Genomic DNA, 16,563 nt, shown 5'->3' with positions numbered 1-16,563 from the left:
CGACCAGCGTTGCCGCGGCGCTGACCGCCAGCAGTCGGCGGCGTCGGCGGCCGGTGATGCCGGCCTCGACCCGGGCCACCGGGTCGGGCACAGCGGTGACCGGCGACGGTACGGCCTGCATCGCGGCGCGCAGGTCCGATTCGATCGTCTGCGGGTCGATTCTCATCGGGTACCTTCTTCTACCGGTCGCAGGTGGGCATCGGAGGTGAGCTCGCGGCGCAGCCGGGTGAGCGCCCGCGACGCATTGCTCTTCACTGTTCCGGGTGAGCAGCCGAGGGTTTCGGCGATCTGAGCCTCGGACTGGTCCAGGTAGTAGCGCATCACCATGACCGCGCGCTGCTGGCGTGGCAGGCAGTCGAGCAGCCGGAACAGGGAGTCGTCGGAAGGCTCGACGCCGGTCACGCCGACGTCGGGGGTGTCACCGACCAGGCGTTCCCGGCGCAGCGAGCGGACCCGGTTCAGATACCGGTTGGTGATGATCCGGCGCAGGTAGCCCTCCGGGTCGCCCTGCCGCTCGATGCGCCGCCAGGCGATGCCGGTGCGTTCGAGAGCGTCCTGCACCAGGTCCTGGGCCAGGTGGGCATCGCCGGACAGCAGGTACGCGTAACGCAACAGCGCGGCGTGTCTGCTGCGCACGAATTCGGCGAAGTGATCCGGTGCTGCCCATCTCATCACGGACTTAGGACACCTCAGCGGCCTGGTCGGTTGTCACAGTGGCGAACTTTCTGGAAACGAAAGCTGGGCACCCCTTTCGGGATGCCCAGCTACAGTCGTGCATTCAGGCGATGCCGTACGCGCGATAGATCGTCACGTCCGTGTAGCCGCCGCTCTTGTACGTGGCCCGCGCCCGCAGTGACACCGCGCCCGAGGCCGGGTTCGGGACAACGGCGGTCCAGACGCCCTTGATCTTCTTGACCTTGACCGTGCGCCAGGTCTTGCCGCCGTCCGGCGACATCTTCACGCTCAGCGACTTGAACTTGGGGTTCTTGCCGCGCTTGGCGTCCGGGTCCTGGGTGTAGCGGTTCAGCTTCAGCGCGACGTTCGTGGTTTTGCCGCCGGCCTTGTTCCAGCCGTTCAGCCCGGTCGGCACCATCGTGACGGAGTTGACCTCGGCCAGCGCGTTGCTCTTCGGCTTGGTGTAGAAGCGGTAGCTGACCACGCTCTTGGTGGAGAGCATGCCGGCCGGGTACCTGATCTCCGGGTAGTACCGGGTGGCCGTGTTGGTGAGCGTGTACCAGCCGGCCTTCTTCACCTTGTAGTCCAGGACCGTCATGTCGGGCTCCCAGCCCCGGTCCTTCTTCGTCTTGACCGTCTTGCCCTTGAAGGACAGGGTCGCCGTGGCCTTGTCGCCGCCCTCGCCGCCGGTGTCGTTGCGGGTGAAGGCGGGGTCGGTGAACATCTCGTTCATCATGAACGAGATCCGGCCGTACAGGGTGGTCGGCAGCTGGGTGCTCGGACCCCAGGCGGCGTTGTAGAAGCGGACCGTGGACGACTTGCCGGTGGCGACCTTGCGCTCGGCGAAGTACGAGCCGATGTTCCAGCTCTCGCCGTTCCTGGTGGTCGCCGACGTGCCGGACCGGATGTGCCAGGCACCGGGCGTCAGCTTCAGCTTTGCGCGGCTCGGCCGGTCGGTGGACCACAGGCCGCTGTACATGTCGTCGGCGCACCCGCGCTTGATCGGCTGCACCGCCACATCGGTGTTGTTCGAGCCGGCCGGGCCGAGGTTGGAGACCACGGAGACCGTGCCGAACGAGGAGCGCTTCAGCGTCCGGGTCGGCTTCTTCGGTACGCCGGTCGTCTGGTGCACGACCGCGTACGCGTCCGCCAGCGCGGAGCTGTCGCTCCACGTGCCGAGCGCGGCGAAGGCGATCTTCTTGGAGGTGGTCGGGATGACGTACACGCTGTCGCCGTACGCCTCGACGTTGTAGCTCGCGCTGGTCTTCGTGCAGATCCGGGCGCTGAGGTTGCGGGAGAGGCCGGCCGGCGCCGGGCTCACCGCGAGGTTGACCCGGCGGCCCTGGCGGGCGTCGACGGTCAGCTTGGCGGATCCGGAGACCTTGACCGTACGGCCGCCGAGCGTGGTCGTGCTGCCGCTGGTGATCGAGGTGAGCACGGCGTAACTGCCCTTGGGCAGCTTCTTCTTCTTGTTGCTGCGAACCGTGTACTGCGAGCTGCTGGCCAGGTTGACCACGGTGGCGGAGACCGAGACCTTGGCACCGGAGCGGTTCAGCACGGTGAGGGTGAGCGTGTTGGTCGCTGCGACGGCGGCGCCGCCGGTGCTGAGCACCAGGGCGGGAACGACGGCGGAGACGGCCAGATATCGCCCGAGACGGGCACGGCTGAAGATTGGGAGCACTGTGACTTTCCCCTTGGTTGGAGGGGTGACGTCGGCCGTACGTCCGGCCCGACATCGAGAAGAGGTGCCGGTGATCATGCCACAGCGGCGCCCGTCGCGTTGTCCCTTCGAGGGCCGGCACCGACCACAGTGGATCGAACCTCGTCGCTACCTTTGCCCCGGCCCGGGCAGCAGGTCGATGGTGTCGGCCGACATCGGCTGCTCGCACGCCGAGCAGTGCAGCTCCACGTGCGCGAGCTCGCCGCACGCGTGATGCCGGTACAGCACCGGTGGTCCCGCCTCGCCGGCCGTCCACCGGTCGCCCCACTTGACCATGACCATGAGCAGGTCGACGAGCTCGGTGCCCTTCGGAGTCAGCACGTACTCGCTGCGGGCGGGCCGTTCCGAATACTGCTGCCGGGCCAGCACGCCGGCTTCGACGAGCAGCTTGAGCCGTTCGGTCAGCACCTTGCGGGAGATGCCGAGGTCGGCCTGGATCTCGTCGAAGCGGCGGATGCCGACCCATACGTCCCGCAGGATCAGCGGCGACCAGGGCTCGCCGATGACGTCCAGGGTGCGGGCGATCGAACACGCCATCTCGCCGAACTGGGTGCGCTGCATCGGCCCAGGTTAGCTCCACTGGGTTCCTTCAGGGAACTAAGTCTGTTAAGTTCCCCGAAGGAACTCACTCGGGAGGCGCACGATGACCGGAACTCTGCCGCAAGGTCACCTCGGACTGCTGGAGACGCCGCTGGCCCGGGAACTGCTGACCTCACGAATCCCCGCGCGCCTGGGATTCGTGTGGCCGGACGGCACGCCGCGGGTGGTGCCGACCTGGTTCCACTGGAACGGCCGGGAGATCGTCATGGTCACGTACACGGGAGGGCCGAACGCCGGGATCCGCCACCCGGCGGCCAGGGTCGCCGCCCTCCGGGCAAAGCCGGCAGTGGCCTTGACCATCGACACCGAGGACGCGCCGCCGCGGTGCCTGACCATTCGCGGTCTTGCGGAGATCACCGAGGTCGACGGGCTGGCCGAGGAGTATGCGGCGGCGGCCCGCCGCTACCTCGGCGACGGCGCGGAGCCGATGCTGGCCCAGATGGACCAGCCGGGCACCCGGCAGGCCAGGATCGTGGTACGGCCGACGTGGGTCGGGCTGGTGGACTTCACGACGCGGCTGCCGAGCGTGCTGGGCGGGGTCCTCGGCTGACGGATCAGACCTTGCGGTAGCGGGCCTGCACGATCGAGAACAGACCGTACGCGGCGATGCCGAGCGCGGTCAGGGCCAGCAGCCACGGACCGTAGCTCTGCTCGGACAGCACGTTCAGGGTCGCGTCGAGGCCGCGGGCCTTGTCCGAGTCGTACTGCACGGCCGCGATCAAGAACAGGACACCGGCAATCCCGTACGCGGTGCCCTTGGCGGCGTAGCCGGCGACGCCGAGCCGCTCGCTGAGCCGGCGCATTTTCGCGGTCATCTGGCTCATCTTGAGGTGCTTCTCGAACTTCTTCCGCACCCCGTAGATCACCAGCCCGACACCGATCGCGGCGACCACGATGCCGGCGAGACCCACCGTGATCCGGCCGCCGGTCGAAGCCATCAGATCCTCGCTGGCCTTCTGCTGAGTGTCGGCGCTCGAGGCCTTCTTGCCCCGGAGCACCTTGACGCCGGTGAAGGCGAAGTAGGCATAGAACAGGGCGCGGCCGGCCGAGACGATGCGCTCGTACAGGCGATGCCGGCCCCGCTCGGCGCGATGGCCGATGGCGGCCTCAAGAAGCTGCCAGAGCGTCATGGCGATGAGGCCGATGACGATGACCACGATGAGGAACGTGCCGAACGGCTTCTCGGCCAGGCGGTGCAGGGCGCCGGACTGGTCGCCGTCGGTGCCGGAGCCGTCGAAGGCGATCTGGAGGATGAGCCAGGCGAAGAGCAGGTGGATGATGCCGTACCCCACCAGCCCGCCACGGGTCAGATGCTCCAGCCAGCTGCTGTTGGCGGTACGCGAAGCTGCGCCACGGGCCTGCGTGGGAAGGGAGGACATGGACGTGCCATTGACCTGTACGCCAATTTTCCAAACGTTGGCGCTCAGGCGGCGATGACGCGGGCGGCGTGGAAGATGTCGGCGGGCAGGGGATGATCCAGACGCCACTGGATGCGCATGGGGCGGTCACCGGTATGCGAGACGTAGGTCATCGGGCCGGCGTACAGGTAGGGCGATACGCCGAGGTCTCCGTCCGCGTCCTTCACCTCGCGGACGAACAGGTGCACGCTCGATTTGCCGGCGTGGGTGATGTAACGCGTACCGGTGGTGGACGTCGATGAGGTCGTGCTCTGTGACTCCCACTGGAACAGGGTGTCCGTGATCGCGCGGTCCTGGTACATGGTGGTCGGCGAGTAGTGCTGCTCCGTCTTTCTCAGGGTGACGAAGAAGATGTCCGCGTTCTCGTTCGGCAACCACTTGACGCCTTCACGGATGTTCGCCGGATCCGCCATGCCGAAGGCCGCGCCGATCTCGTTGCGCGAGTAGCGAGCGTGGATGCGCAGCGGATTGGCGCCCGTTTGATCAACGGGGAAGGTAACCCGATCGATCCTGGCCTCCAGCACGTCGGCGACCTGGCGTAGCTCAGTGCGCCGCTGCGGGAAGGCCGCCAAGCGCTGGGCCACGTCTTCATGCGGGTTGCCGAAGAGAGCCTGACTCAGCATTGCGCCAAGCCGTCCTGCAATCGGACGACCATCGGCAACTGCGCGAATGGCCCGGAGACGATCAGGATCATCGGTGTGCAGCATCCGGCCGATCGCGGTGCTGAGCAGCAGATCGTCACTGGTGGCCGCGCTCTGCAGGCCCGCCTCCTCGCGAAGCCCGGTCCAGCCGCGACCTTGCTTGCGGCGATACAGGTCTTCAATCTCGAAGCCGGTCTCTTCCAGGAATTCTCCGAGGGAGACGTCCGCCAGCCGCCGGAGCTCGGCCACCAGTTCCTTGCGTTGCAGCCGCAGGGCCGCTCGGATGTTGTCCAGCACAATTTTCTTGGCCACCCGATCGAGTTCGATATGGCAACCGGCCGGCAGCGTCGGGAAATCGTGCTCCACGTCGTGGGCCAGAGAGCGGCGCGTGGCCCCGGTCAGCGCGCGGTACCGAAGGTCAAAGCGAAACTCGCCGTGCTGGCCGCCGATGAAGTCGAGCACAGTCAGGCAGGGCTTCCCGTCCGACAGCCTGAGGCCGCGTCCAAGCTGCTGCAGAAAGATGGTCGCGCTTTCGGTTGGCCGCAACATGAGGATGGTGTCGACCGCGGGCAGGTCAACTCCCTCATTGAAGAGATCAACCGTGAAGAGCATGCTCAACTGACCGCGTTCGAGCTGGCGTACCGCCTCCCGCTGCTGGCCGCCGTCTACCTGTGAGTGCAGGGCAAGGGCTGGGATGCCGACCTTGTTGAATCGCTCGGCCATGAAGTTTGCGTGCTTGATGCTGACGCAGAAGCCGATTCCCCGCATGCGACTCACGTCCACCGTCTTGCGGACTGCCTCGACGACGAGCCGTGCCCGCGCGTCGTCGCCGGTGTAGACGTTCTCAAGCTCGCTGATGTCGTAGCCCCGGCCTCGCCGCCACCGAACGCCGGCGAGGTTCACCTCGTCGTGCACCCCGAAGTACTGAAACGGGGCGAGCAACTGGCGTTCCAGCGCCTCCCACAACCGCAACTCCACGGCCGTCCGGCCATTAAAGCGATGCAGGATGTCCCGCCCATCCGCCCGCTCCGGCGTGGCTGTCATCCCGAGCAGAATCTTGGGGTTGAGCTTGTCCAACAGACGCCGATAGGTGGCGGCCTCGGCGTGATGGAACTCGTCCACGATGACCATGTCGAAGCTGTCCGCCGCGAGTTCGTCCGCGATGTTGTGTAGGGACTGCACCGACGCGAAGACGTGCCGCCACTCCTTCGGGCGTTCGCCACCCACGAGCAATTCACCGAAGGTCCCGTCGCGAAGGACTTGGCGGAAGACCGACCGGCTCTGCTGGAGGATTCGCTCCTGATGCGCCACGAACAGCAGGGAATCGATCCCCTGTTGGCGCAGCCGCCGATAGTCCAGCCCAGCAACCACTGTCTTGCCGGTGCCCGTGGCCATGACTACGAGGTTGTTGGTGCGCCCGTGCACCAAGCGTTCGGCGTCGAGCCTTTCCAGGATTTCTTGCTGATACGGGTACGGGCGAACGTCGATGCTCGTGATGTCGATCGGTAGGTCGCCCGGCTTCGGACCGGAAGCCGTGGCGAGCGCTGTGCTGAGGCGTTCGCGGTCCTCGGGGTTTCGCGGGTCGTAGGGCTCGAAAGCCGGGTCGTTCCAGTACTCCACGAAGGTGGCGCGGATGGTCTCCACGACCGCCTCCTGCTCCAGCTGCGAAAGGCGAACGTTCCACTCCAGGCCGTCGATCAGCGCACTCTTGGAGAGATTCGACGAACCGACGTACGCGGTGCTGGCGCCGCTGTGGCGCAGAAACATCCACGACTTGGCGTGCAGCCTGGTGGTGCGAGTCTCGTAAGAAATCCGGATCTCAGCACCAAGTTCGGCAAGTTTGTCGAGCGCTCGCTGCTCGGTAGCCCCCATGTACGTCGTCGTGATGATGCGCAGCCGTCCGCCGCGGGCGGTGAGCTCGCGGACGGCGTCCTGCAACAGGCGTACGCCATGCCACTTGATGAAGGCGCAAAGCAACTGCACTTCATCGGCGGAAGCCATCTCCTTGTTGACCTCGGTACCGATGCGAGGCTGGCCGCGACCATTCGTGAGCAGCGCACCGGAGGCCAACGGCGTCTCGGGGCGGGCCGGAAACGTCACCTCTGCGGGCGCAGCCGGTCGGGGCACGATGGCGGTGAGAAGCTCTGCCGGCTGGCGCAGAAAGTCACCGGGCTGGACCACTCGCGGCGCTGCGGCCGCCCTGATGGCCTCGGTGATGTGGTTGACGAGTTCGAGCTGCGCCGACAGCCGCGCAGCGCCCTGTCCCGGCACCGACTTGAGAGCGCGCTCAGCCAAGGCGGTGATGTGCCGGCTCAATAACTGGTGAGAATCAGCCGGGTCGAGGCTGGCTCGATCGACCAGATCGAGGTCCATCGCGGCCAGCTGCTGCTCGATGGCGTGCGTGATGAGGTGCTCATACGCGCCTTCGCTGAGGTCCGTCACGCCGGCAACATAGCGTGCGGGTCCGACGTCGTCCGGTAGTGCATGGCCGTCATCAGCCTCTGGATGCCCGGTCAGATAGCGTGGCCTGTGTTGGCGTCCGGCGCGGCTAAGGGGAACTTGTGGAGCTGTTGCACTCGGGGAAGGTTCGGGATGTCTACGCCGATGGCGACGACATTCTTCTCGTCGCTTCCGATCGGATTTCGATCTACGACGTGGTCCTGCCCACCGCCGTCCCCGACAAGGGGAAGATTCTCACGCAGCTTTCGCTCTGGTGGTTCGACCAGCTTTCCGACGTGGTGCCCAACCACATCATCTCCGCCACCGACGTGCCCGCCGAGTGGGCCGGTCGCGCTGTGCGGTGCGAGCGGCTCGAGATGGTCATGGTTGAGTGCATTGCTCGCGGTTATCTTGCGGGGTCCGGGCTCAAGGAGTACGAGAAGAGTGGCGCCGTCTCCGGGGTTGAGCTCGTGCCCGGGCTCATCGAGGGGTCGAAGCTGCCCGAGCCGATCTTCACCCCGACCACCAAGGTCGCTCCGGGCGAGGGGCACGACGAGTTCATCACGTACGCGGATGTCGAGGATTCGGTCGGCGCCGACGTCGCTGCGGAGTTGCGGCGGATCACTCTTGAGGTCTACCGGCGGGGGTCCGAGGTTGCCGCCGGCAAGGGGATCATCATTGCCGACACCAAGCTTGAGCTCGGGTTCTCCGGGGGTGTGCTTAAGCTCGGTGACGAGCTGCTGACGCCCGACTCGTCGCGTTTCTGGGCCGCTGACGAGTGGCAGCCCGGTGGCACCCAGCGGTATCTCGACAAGCAGTTCCTGCGGGACTGGTCCTCGTCGTTGACCGGGTGGGACCGGACCGACCCCGGGCCGGAGATCCCCGACGAGGTCGTCGAGGCCACCCGCAACCGGTACGTCGAGGTGTACGAGCGGCTGACCGGCGACCGCTGGCGCTGAGCGTCAGCCGGTCAGTCCCGGGATTCGCCGGTCGGGGCCGAGTCGGCGGTGCGCGCGTCGTCGTCCGTGGCCGCGTCGTCGTCGGCTGTGTCCGTGGCTGTGCGCAGGGCCGGGTCGTCGCGGACGATCGCCGCGGCTTCCTCCTTGGTCGCCGGACGGTCTGCCTCGGTTGCCGGGTCGGTCATGGCGTTGCCTCCAGGTCGGTCAGAGCGAAGCGCCCGGACGGCGGCGCCGCGGGAGGGACTCGTGCGATCCGGCCGCGGCGAACATCGACGCGGACCATTTCAGGTACGAGCCGTACGCCACCGAGATCACGGCAATCAGCAGTCCGGTCCACCCGCCGAGAACGACGCACACCGGTGCGATCGCCCACAGGAGTACGGCTAAGCCCACCCGCCTCTTTGAGGGTGGGCCGCCGAGCTTCTTCATCCGGCCGGTGAACTCCGGGTCGTCGGCGCACAACCGCGCCACGATTGCCTCGAATGCGGGATCGCGCACCGTGGACCACCTCCGCCGCGGGGAGCCGACGATCTCAGCTACCCAGCCCGGACGGGCCGAAACGCGTCAGGCCCAGACCACTGTGTTGTCGTGGGAGAGCCGCGGCAGGCGCGGGAACCACGGGTTCTCGCCGGGGTGGCCGATGTTCACCACGAGCAGCGACTTGAAGCGCCCGTCGGGGAAGAAGTCCTTGTCGATCGCCTCGCTGTCGAAGCCTGCCATCGGGCCGGCGACGAGGCCTTCCGCCCGTACCGCAAGCAGGAAGTAGCCGATCTGCAGCCCGGCGCTGAATCGCCCCATCCCGTCGCGCATCTCCGGGGCGTCCGCCAGGACGTCCTTCAGGGCCGGGTTGATCGGAAAGACCTCGGGCACATGCTCGTGGAAGTCGGTGTCGACGGCCAGGACGGCGGTGACCGGCGCGGACGCGGTCTTGGCCCGGTTGCCCTCATTCATGTGGGCGACCAGCCGTTCCTTCGCCTCCGGCGTCCGCACGTAGAGCACCCGCAGCGGCTGGGTGTTGGCGGCGGTCGGCGGCCACTTGGCCAGCTCCCACACCGCGGCCAGCTCCTCGTCGGTGACCGGGGTGTCCGCGAAGGTGTTGGCCGTGCGGGCCTCGGTGAAAAGCAAAGCGCGTCCGGCCTCGTCGAGACGGGACCGGCGGCGCTCAGTGGCTACGGAAGTAGTATTCACTCCTAAAAAGCTAGTAGCTAGGCGTCGTGAAGTGCCACAAAGGTGAGGCTCAAGACAGCGGGAATAATCAGGCGGGCAGGTGCTCGCGTGCCCAGCGGGAGATCTGCTCCAGCGCCGGCATCAACGCGCGGCCCCGCTCGGTCAGCGCATAAGCCACAGTTATCGGCGGCCCGACCGCGACCGTACGGGTGATGAGCCCGGCCTCGGTCAGCGAGACCAGCCGGTTGGCGAGCATCGAGTCGCTGATGCCCTCGATGCTGCGGGACAGCTCCCGGAAGCCGGCCGGGCCGGCGGCGAGGCTGCCGAGGACGGCGGCGTTCCAGCGCTTGCCGAGGAACTGGAAGGCGCGGGTCAGGGCCACGTCGCTGCGGGCGCACTGCCCCGCGTCGACCGGCATCTGCTCCGGGACCGCTGTCACCAGCCAAACGTAACATCGCCAGTACAGCGGCCGGATCAGCTGAGCCGGCCGGCAGCGGGCCGGGGGTGGGCCGGCTTGCGTGACCCGCCGGCCCGTGGTCCCGGCTGCTACCGAATCCGGGCCATCACCGTCGCAGGTCGGCCAGATGTTCGTCCCACCGCCGTTGCAGAGCCACATCCGCCGGCGGCCGCACCTGCTGCCCCGAGCCGTAGATGTGCCGCCAATCGTGACCGGGCACGTCGTGCAGCAGCTCTTCGAACGGCAACCGGTCGGCGACCGGCAGCACCCGGTCCCACAACACCTCGGCGTAGAAGGTGCTCTTCCCAGGCTGCCCCTGCCAGTGCCCGGCCGGGAAGATCACCCCGTCCGTCAGGGTCCCGCTGGCGACGATGCCGCGGTCGGCCCGCTGCCGCAGCAGAAAGACCCGGTCGCCCGGCGCTGTGCCACCCCGGCGGGACCCGAACGTCCACCGGCCCGCGACGACCTGCCCCGCAGCCGTGGCGGCGATGTCCGCGGCCAGGTTGGCTGGCGGGTAACCGGTCTCGCTGGCGTCCCAGATAAGCAGAAAGGTGGTCAAGCACCCACCGTCCACTTGAGGATGACCTTCACATGCGCCTCGCCGCTGGACTCGGCGATGACGAAGCCCGTCTTGGCGGTCAGCTTCAGGCCCAGCTCCAGCTCGACCGCCTCCGGGGCGTCCGTCACCGCGCGGGCCTGCTGGATGACCTTGCGGCCCATCCGGACGACCTGACCGACTGCTTCGTCGAGGCGCTCGGTCGCCGTACCGATGAGGTCGCCGGCGCCGGCGCGCACCAGGCCCTGGTTGCTGATCTCCACCCGGATGGTCTCGTCGCCGTCGATCGGCAGGTCCATGTACGCAGCCACGGACACATCCTGCCTTAGACGGTCGCGGCGATCTGTCGCAGGAGCGAGAGCATGTGGACAACGGTGGGCGTCGGCCGGCGTGCCGTGGCGGCGAAGATCCGGCGGGCCGAGGCGTCGTCCGGGTGCAGCCGGAGCAGGACCAGGTCAGCCGGGGTGGCGCGGACCGCGAGCGCCGGGACGAGCGCCACCCCGAGCCCCGCCGCGACGCAGCCGAGCTTGCCCGTCCACTCGGCCGCCACGATGTCGATCCGGGGGCGGAAACCGCTCGGCAGAGTCGCCCGCAGCAGAGTCTCCTCGGCGGTCGCGGAACCGGCGATGAACGGATCACCGGCGAGATCCGCCAGCCGCACGGTGTGCCGGTCGGCCAGCGGGTGCCCGGGCGGCACCGCGACCAGGAGCTGTTCGTCGAGCAGGTGGTGCAGGTCGAAGCGGGTCGCGTCCAGCGGACGGTCCGGCGGCGCACTGACGACGGCCAGGTCGGCCTCACCCGCTGCGAGCCGGTCCAGGAGGTGGGGAGTCAGGCCCTCCACGAGGGACAGTTCCGCTTGCGGGTACGCCGTACGAAATGCGGCCAGGGCCCGGGGCACCAGAGCGGCCACCGCCGTGGGGAAGGCGCCGACGCGCAGCCGGCCGCCGCCGATGTCGCGCAGCGAGTCCAGGTCGCGCTGCGCCGTGTGCAGCCGGTCGAGCATCGCCTCGGCGTGCGGGAGCAGGGCGCGGCCCTGTTCGGTCAGTTCGACGCCGCGCGGTAGCCGGTCGAAGAGGTCGGCCCCGAGGTCCTTCTCCAGGACGGCGATCTGCCGGGACACGGCCGATTGGGTGTAGCCGAGGGAGCGCGCGGCGCGGGTGAAGGACTTACCGCGGGCGACCGCGACGAAGACTTCGAGGCTCTGGGTCTGCACTGCCGACATGCTAGTTGCGCATGGCTCGAATGCGGAACATTCGTTGGTGGCATGGCTGGTGCCTGGTTAGCGTCGGGGCATGGCATCGATCGCTGTTCTTGGCACCGGGCGGATGGGCGCTGCTATCGCGCGCCGGTTGCTTGAGGTGGGTCACCGGGTGACCGTTTGGAACCGTACGGCGGAGAAGACGGCACCGCTGGTGGCGGCCGGAGGTCTCGCCGCGCCGACGCCGGCCGTCCCCGAGGCGGAGGTTGTCATCACGATGCTGACCGACGCAGCGGCCGTTCAAGAGGTTGTGGAGGCCGCGGATCTGCGGCCCGGGAGTGTGCTGGTCGAGATGTCGACCATCGGGCCGGAGGCGGTACGCGCGCTGCGAGTGCCCGACGGCGTCACGTTGGTGGACTCGCCTGTGCTGGGCAGCGTCGCGGCGGCCGAATCAGGGCAGTTGAACGTGCTGGCGGGTGGGGACGTCGAGCGAGCGTTGTCTGTGCTGGAGTCGTTGGGCACTGTGCATCGCTGCGGTGCTCTTGGCAGTGGGGCGGCGTTGAAGCTGGTCGCCAACACCGCGCTGGTTACCGGGCTTGCGGCGCTGGCCGACACGGTTGCTGTCGCTCGGGCCGTCGGGGTGGATGCGGGGACGGCGTTGTCGGTGGCTTCGCGGGGCGCTCTCGGTGGTGCGGTGGTTCGTGCGACTGCGGCTGGTGCGGCTTTTCCTATTGCTCTTGCGGCCAAGGATCTGGATCTGGTGTCGGGCTTTACTTCTCCGCCCATGGTGCGGGCGGCGGCCGCGGTGCTGCGGGAGGCTCCCGACCAGTCCGCCGATCTCGCCGCGATCGTTCCGGGAGCGGCGAGCGTTCCGGAGGCTGCGGGCGTTTCGGAGGCGAGGCCGTGAAGGTGACGCTCAACAACCCGGAATCCGTTGCCGCGCCGTTCGGCGACCGCTTCGCCCACGTGGCGCGGCTTGAACTCGGTGGAGGCGGCGCGCTGCTGGTGCTCTCCGGTCAGGTGGCCGTGGACGACTCCGGCGCGGTGATGGCTCCGGGGAACATGACGGCACAGGCCGAGCGGATCTTCGAGATCATCGGGGGTCTGCTGGCCGCGCACGGCGCGGGCTTCGGCGACGTGCTGCACGTGCGCACGTTCCTGACCGACTTCTCCCAGCTGGGCGACTACGCGGTCGTCCGGCGGAAGGTATTTCCCGGCAAACCGCCGGCGAGCACGACGGTCGAGGTGAACCGCCTCTTCCTACCCGGCGCGGTCCTCGAGGTCGAGGTCACCGCAGCGAGCTGATCAGGGGCCGGGGCGCAGGCTCAGCTCGGCTTCACGAGGCTTGGGCCACGCCGCCTTGCTGCCGCAACCTTCACAGCTCAACTGGTCACCACAATGGGCGCACCAGTCATTGCTCCGGCGCAGGTACCACCCCAGGGCGACGCCGGCCAGCAAACTAGCCAGCCCTATCACCGCGGCGAGCGCAATGGCTCCGGTCACGAGGCCAGGCCGCCCATCGCTGCCGCGCCGTCGGTGCCGATCCGGGGACGCCGGGTCATGAGCGGCCCGCTGGCCCGCCGGTCGAGCGCGGGGTCCTCGTCAGCCCGAGAGGTCACATAGGACGCCGTGAACGTGTCGACTCCTGTGCCCCGGTGGGATCCCGGCCGGTAGGTCACGGTGACCGCGCGCGGGGAGGCGGCCTCGATCACGCCGGCCCGCCAGCCGTCGCGGTAGACCCAGACCGGGTCGGCCTTGTGGTAACTGTCGGCCGGCGCGACATCCGCCGGGTCTCGCTGGGGTGGGGCTATGGACGGGGTCGACATTCGAGAGCCTCCTGTTTCCGGGACTCGTTCGTCGGGCGGACACGTCGTCAGGAACACCAGGCGCTCATCTCAGGCGCTGAACCTGAAAAAGGACATACTTTTCAGTACGCACTGTCAGCACCCAAGCAACCGCCTGTCAGATATCATGCTCGGGATCCAGTGCGTCCGCAAGGCCGTCTGCACGTGCATCTGACTCGTGCGCGGCGATGGGGTGGCCGATCGATCGGTTTCCGGCCGGACGATCTCCCCCTTAGGATGCTCTGGGGCGAAGAGGGTGCAACTTGCATCCCGGAGACGATCGTTGAGGAGTCAGGTGGGCGCGGGTACGCAGGAGGAGCCGCTGAACAGCGGTCCTACCGTGCTGCGCATCCTGCTCGGTGCCCAGCTGAGGCGGCTGCGCGAGGGCAAGGGCATCAGCCGGGAGGACGCGGGCTACGAGATCCGCGCCTCGGGATCGAAGATCAGCCGGATGGAGCTCGGCCGCGTTAGCTTTAAGGAGCGCGACGTCGCCGACCTGCTCAGCATGTACGGCGTCAAGAACGACGCCGAGCGGGAGGCGCTGCTGGGTCTGGCCCGGCAGGCCAACAACCCCGGCTGGTGGCACCACTTCGGTGACATCCTGCCGCCCTGGTTCCAGTCCTATCTGGGCCTTGAGGCCGCGGCGTCGCTGATCCGCACCTACGAGATCCAGTTCGTTCCCGGCCTGCTCCAGACGCCGGAGTACGCCCGGGCCGTCATCCTGCTCGGTCACGCCGGCGCCAATGCCGACGAGATCGACCGCCGCGTCGAGCTGCGCCGGCAGCGCCAGCAGATCCTCGACCGCACCGAACCGCCCCAGCTGTGGGCCGTGATCGACGAGGCCGTGCTGCGCCGGCCGATCGGTGGCACCGAGGTCATGCGGGCCCAGATCGAGGCGCTGATCGAGGCGGCCAAGAAGCCCAACATCCGGCTCCAGATCATCCCGTTCCACGCCGGTGGGCACGCCGCGGCCGGTGGCCCGTTCGCCATCCTGCGCTTCCCGGAGCCGGAGCTGCCCGACGTGGTCTACGTCGAGCAGCTCACGAGCGCCATCTACCTGGAGAAGCGTGATGACGTCGACCACTACGCGATCGCGATGGAACGCGTCTGCATCGATGCCGAGCCGCCGAGCCACACCCAGGAAATCCTCGGCAAGCTGCTGCACGAGGTAGGCCGGCTCGGCTGACCCGCTGGGTCGACGTCCTCACTGTGTGTCAATCACCCTCAGGGGTGAGCTACCGGAGCAGGTTGTCGAAGTCCCCGTCGCGGACCCCGCCCAGGAACGCCTCGATCTCCGCCGGGGTGTAGATCAGGGCCGCACCCTCCGGGTCGCGTGAGTTCCGCATGGCGACGCTGCCGTCCGGGAGTGCGGCGCACTCGACGCAGTTGCCGCTGGGGTTGCTCCGGCCGCTCTTCTGCCAGGTCACACCCTCCAGCTGCCCGGCGGGCATGCCGTTAACAATGCGCGTCATTACTTGCTCCCTAACGGTTTGACCGGTCCGGGGACCGGCTCTGTGTGTCACGCCGGCTACCTGCTGTGCAAATGCACGTGCATTTGGCCTTGCGTTCTCACATGATTGTGAGCATGATAACGCACGAGCCCCACGGAAAGTGGGTCACGGAGGGTGACATCTTTGAGTGACGGTTCGGTCGCGGAAACGCCTCTGCGACTCCGGCACTGCGCGACGCGAGGCTCCCTGGCGGGGGCGTCCGAGCGGGAGGAAACGAGCATGACGGTCCCGAACGCCGGTCCGCAGCAACCGGAGCACGCCGACGCCGACGGCGCGGACATCCGGCGGGGCAACCCGGCGCTGGTCTACCGGGACGACCCGCTCACCGCCGGCACGGAAGCAGCGTCGCCCCGGGCCACCACCGCCTCGCACCGCTTCGGCGGCGTCCGCCACCCCCAGACCCGCCCCGACCGGTTCCCCCAGGCCGAGCACCACCCGAACGACGGCGGTGATCCCGACGCGAGTCACTGAGCACGTCCACTGCGCGCGCCGACGGCGCTCCGGGACGGCCCCCGGCCGCAAGGTCTGGGCCCTGGCCGCCCCGATCATCCGCAGTGGACGCATCCAGCTGAGCGTCCCGCGCTGGCCCGTGCACGTCTTCGCGGAGAACGACTACTGCTACGGCATCGGCCCCCTCACCCTCCGGGTCGACCGCGTCGAGTGGAGCAAGCCGATCCCCTACGAGGGCGACACCTGGCTCGAAGTCGAAGGCACAGTGATCGACCAGGCCGGCCGCGAGGGATCACGCCGCCAGGTCCTGGTCCGCGCCGGCCGCCTGCCGCACCCGCCGCCACGAAGGCGAACCCGCCTACGGGCCTGACAAATTCATACTTCCGAGCGACGCCCACGGGTGTCGCTCCGAGCGCGTCGCAAGGCGCGCCGCCCGACTCCGGCCGGGCGGTCCGGTTCCCCCGTGCCGGATCGCTCGGCCGGGCCCCTTTTGGGATCTGGACCAGATTCAAGGTCAAGAGCTGGATGTCGTGCCTGAGTCGGTGGTGCTGGACGTCGCTCCCGCCGAGACCGGTCGCTGCGCTCCCTGCCATCTGATTGCATGGCTGAGCTCGCTCGCTGCGCTCGCAAACCCCGCTGTCGCTCCAACCCCGAACTCCCGCCCGGCTGTAGCCGCGCTCGAGTCCTCCGCCCGCGCAGGGCGCGACGCGGGCTTCCGCTTGGGCGAAACCGCGCCGGATTCCCTGCTCGGGTGAAGCCGCGCCGGGTGCTCCCGCCCAGGCGGACCGCGCCGGATTCCCCCACTCGGGTGGAGCCGCGCCGGGCGCTCCCGCCTAGGTTCTGTCTCTTAGATCAAGGCCGTCGGGTACGGCGCGGAGCCAGTCGAGCATTTCGACGAGGTCGAGGGTGGCTTGGAAGTGGGCGCCCA

Annotated in this window: 21 protein-coding genes; 7 read left to right on the top strand and 14 right to left on the bottom strand. The window is 68.3% G+C overall.

The window, feature by feature from the left end:
* Positions 1-162: 162 nt before the first annotated feature.
* The 3 genes from AB0C29_RS08305 to AB0C29_RS08295 form a co-directional block, all read right to left on the bottom strand.
* Positions 163-672, bottom strand: coding sequence for a SigE family RNA polymerase sigma factor (locus tag AB0C29_RS08305; protein WP_360816995.1), 510 nt, complete (start codon positions 670-672; stop codon positions 163-165).
* A 106-nt stretch (positions 673-778) separates the two neighbouring features.
* The gene (locus tag AB0C29_RS08300) at positions 779-2,356 is read right to left on the bottom strand and encodes a hypothetical protein (RefSeq protein ID WP_360816992.1); all 1,578 of its coding nucleotides are present in this window, start codon (positions 2,354-2,356) and stop codon (positions 779-781) included.
* 147 nt (positions 2,357-2,503) lie between these two features.
* The gene (locus AB0C29_RS08295; RefSeq protein WP_360816989.1) at positions 2,504-2,956 is read right to left on the bottom strand and encodes a helix-turn-helix domain-containing protein; all 453 of its coding nucleotides are present in this window, start codon (positions 2,954-2,956) and stop codon (positions 2,504-2,506) included.
* 82 nt (positions 2,957-3,038) lie between these two features.
* On the opposite strand from AB0C29_RS08295, the gene AB0C29_RS08290 reads away from it, so the two are divergent.
* The gene (locus AB0C29_RS08290; RefSeq protein ID WP_360816987.1) at positions 3,039-3,545 is read left to right on the top strand and encodes a pyridoxamine 5'-phosphate oxidase family protein; all 507 of its coding nucleotides are present in this window, start codon (positions 3,039-3,041) and stop codon (positions 3,543-3,545) included.
* Between the two features lie 4 nt (positions 3,546-3,549).
* Here the strand turns inward: AB0C29_RS08290 and AB0C29_RS08285 are convergent, their stop codons facing one another.
* Positions 3,550-4,374 carry a DUF1206 domain-containing protein gene (locus tag AB0C29_RS08285; protein ID WP_360816984.1) on the bottom strand — a complete coding sequence of 275 codons (825 nt, stop codon included), beginning with the start codon at positions 4,372-4,374 and terminating at the stop codon, positions 3,550-3,552.
* Positions 4,375-4,418: 44 nt separating this feature from the next.
* Positions 4,419-7,496 carry a DUF3427 domain-containing protein gene (locus tag AB0C29_RS08280; protein ID WP_360816981.1) on the bottom strand — a complete coding sequence of 1,026 codons (3,078 nt, stop codon included), beginning with the start codon at positions 7,494-7,496 and terminating at the stop codon, positions 4,419-4,421.
* Positions 7,497-7,615: 119 nt separating this feature from the next.
* Here AB0C29_RS08280 and AB0C29_RS08275 point away from each other — a divergent pair, with 119 nt between their 5' ends.
* Positions 7,616-8,452, top strand: coding sequence for a phosphoribosylaminoimidazolesuccinocarboxamide synthase (locus tag AB0C29_RS08275; RefSeq protein WP_360816978.1), 837 nt, complete (start codon positions 7,616-7,618; stop codon positions 8,450-8,452).
* An 11-nt stretch (positions 8,453-8,463) separates the two neighbouring features.
* Here the strand turns inward: AB0C29_RS08275 and AB0C29_RS08270 are convergent, their stop codons facing one another.
* The 7 genes from AB0C29_RS08270 to AB0C29_RS08240 form a co-directional block, all read right to left on the bottom strand.
* Positions 8,464-8,637, bottom strand: coding sequence for a hypothetical protein (locus AB0C29_RS08270; protein WP_360816975.1), 174 nt, complete (start codon positions 8,635-8,637; stop codon positions 8,464-8,466).
* Positions 8,638-8,656: 19 nt separating this feature from the next.
* Positions 8,657-8,950: a DUF3040 domain-containing protein gene (locus AB0C29_RS08265; protein ID WP_360816972.1), complete on the bottom strand. Its 294-nt coding sequence runs from the start codon at positions 8,948-8,950 to the stop codon at positions 8,657-8,659.
* A 66-nt stretch (positions 8,951-9,016) separates the two neighbouring features.
* Positions 9,017-9,640, bottom strand: a complete 624-nt coding sequence (locus AB0C29_RS08260; protein ID WP_360816969.1) for a malonic semialdehyde reductase — start codon at positions 9,638-9,640, stop codon at positions 9,017-9,019.
* 67 nt (positions 9,641-9,707) lie between these two features.
* Positions 9,708-10,058 (bottom strand): helix-turn-helix domain-containing protein, encoded by a 351-nt coding sequence (locus AB0C29_RS08255; protein WP_360816968.1) that lies wholly within the window; start codon positions 10,056-10,058, stop codon positions 9,708-9,710.
* Between the two features lie 124 nt (positions 10,059-10,182).
* Positions 10,183-10,635: a hypothetical protein gene (locus AB0C29_RS08250; protein ID WP_360816965.1), complete on the bottom strand. Its 453-nt coding sequence runs from the start codon at positions 10,633-10,635 to the stop codon at positions 10,183-10,185.
* Positions 10,632-10,943, bottom strand: a complete 312-nt coding sequence (locus AB0C29_RS08245; protein WP_360816962.1) for a CU044_2847 family protein — start codon at positions 10,941-10,943, stop codon at positions 10,632-10,634. Before AB0C29_RS08245 ends, AB0C29_RS08250 begins: the two co-directional genes overlap by 4 nt.
* Before the next feature lie 14 nt (positions 10,944-10,957).
* A complete protein-coding gene (locus AB0C29_RS08240) occupies positions 10,958-11,845 on the bottom strand; it encodes a LysR family transcriptional regulator (RefSeq protein WP_360816959.1) in 888 nt (295 codons plus the stop codon).
* A 79-nt stretch (positions 11,846-11,924) separates the two neighbouring features.
* On the opposite strand from AB0C29_RS08240, the gene AB0C29_RS08235 reads away from it, so the two are divergent.
* Positions 11,925-12,737 (top strand): NAD(P)-dependent oxidoreductase, encoded by an 813-nt coding sequence (locus tag AB0C29_RS08235; protein WP_360816957.1) that lies wholly within the window; start codon positions 11,925-11,927, stop codon positions 12,735-12,737.
* The gene (locus AB0C29_RS08230) at positions 12,734-13,135 is read left to right on the top strand and encodes a Rid family hydrolase (protein WP_360816954.1); all 402 of its coding nucleotides are present in this window, start codon (positions 12,734-12,736) and stop codon (positions 13,133-13,135) included. The genes AB0C29_RS08235 and AB0C29_RS08230 overlap by 4 nt, the downstream gene beginning before the upstream one ends.
* 194 nt (positions 13,136-13,329) lie before the next feature.
* Here AB0C29_RS08230 and AB0C29_RS08225 read toward each other — a convergent pair whose 3' ends face one another.
* Positions 13,330-13,656 (bottom strand): hypothetical protein, encoded by a 327-nt coding sequence (locus tag AB0C29_RS08225; protein ID WP_360546324.1) that lies wholly within the window; start codon positions 13,654-13,656, stop codon positions 13,330-13,332.
* A 313-nt stretch (positions 13,657-13,969) separates the two neighbouring features.
* Between AB0C29_RS08225 and AB0C29_RS08220 the strand changes: the two genes are divergently transcribed.
* A complete protein-coding gene (locus tag AB0C29_RS08220; RefSeq protein ID WP_360816952.1) occupies positions 13,970-14,860 on the top strand; it encodes a helix-turn-helix transcriptional regulator in 891 nt (296 codons plus the stop codon).
* A 49-nt stretch (positions 14,861-14,909) separates the two neighbouring features.
* Here the strand turns inward: AB0C29_RS08220 and AB0C29_RS08215 are convergent, their stop codons facing one another.
* Entirely contained in the window at positions 14,910-15,146 is a 237-nt protein-coding gene (locus tag AB0C29_RS08215) for a DUF397 domain-containing protein (protein WP_203768943.1), read from the bottom strand.
* A gap of 258 nt (positions 15,147-15,404) precedes the next feature.
* On the opposite strand from AB0C29_RS08215, the gene AB0C29_RS08210 reads away from it, so the two are divergent.
* The gene (locus AB0C29_RS08210) at positions 15,405-15,656 is read left to right on the top strand and encodes a hypothetical protein (protein WP_360816949.1); all 252 of its coding nucleotides are present in this window, start codon (positions 15,405-15,407) and stop codon (positions 15,654-15,656) included.
* The gene (locus AB0C29_RS08205; RefSeq protein WP_360546318.1) at positions 15,634-16,005 is read left to right on the top strand and encodes a hypothetical protein; all 372 of its coding nucleotides are present in this window, start codon (positions 15,634-15,636) and stop codon (positions 16,003-16,005) included. Before AB0C29_RS08210 ends, AB0C29_RS08205 begins: the two co-directional genes overlap by 23 nt.
* The last annotated feature ends 558 nt before the right edge of the window (positions 16,006-16,563 follow it).

Origin of the sequence: Actinoplanes sp. NPDC048791 (assembly GCF_040650095.1) — a bacterium.
GTDB lineage: Bacteria > Actinomycetota > Actinomycetes > Mycobacteriales > Micromonosporaceae > Actinoplanes.
The sequence above is the reverse complement of the archived record's forward strand: the minus strand, read 5'-3'. Positions and strand labels throughout refer to the sequence as shown.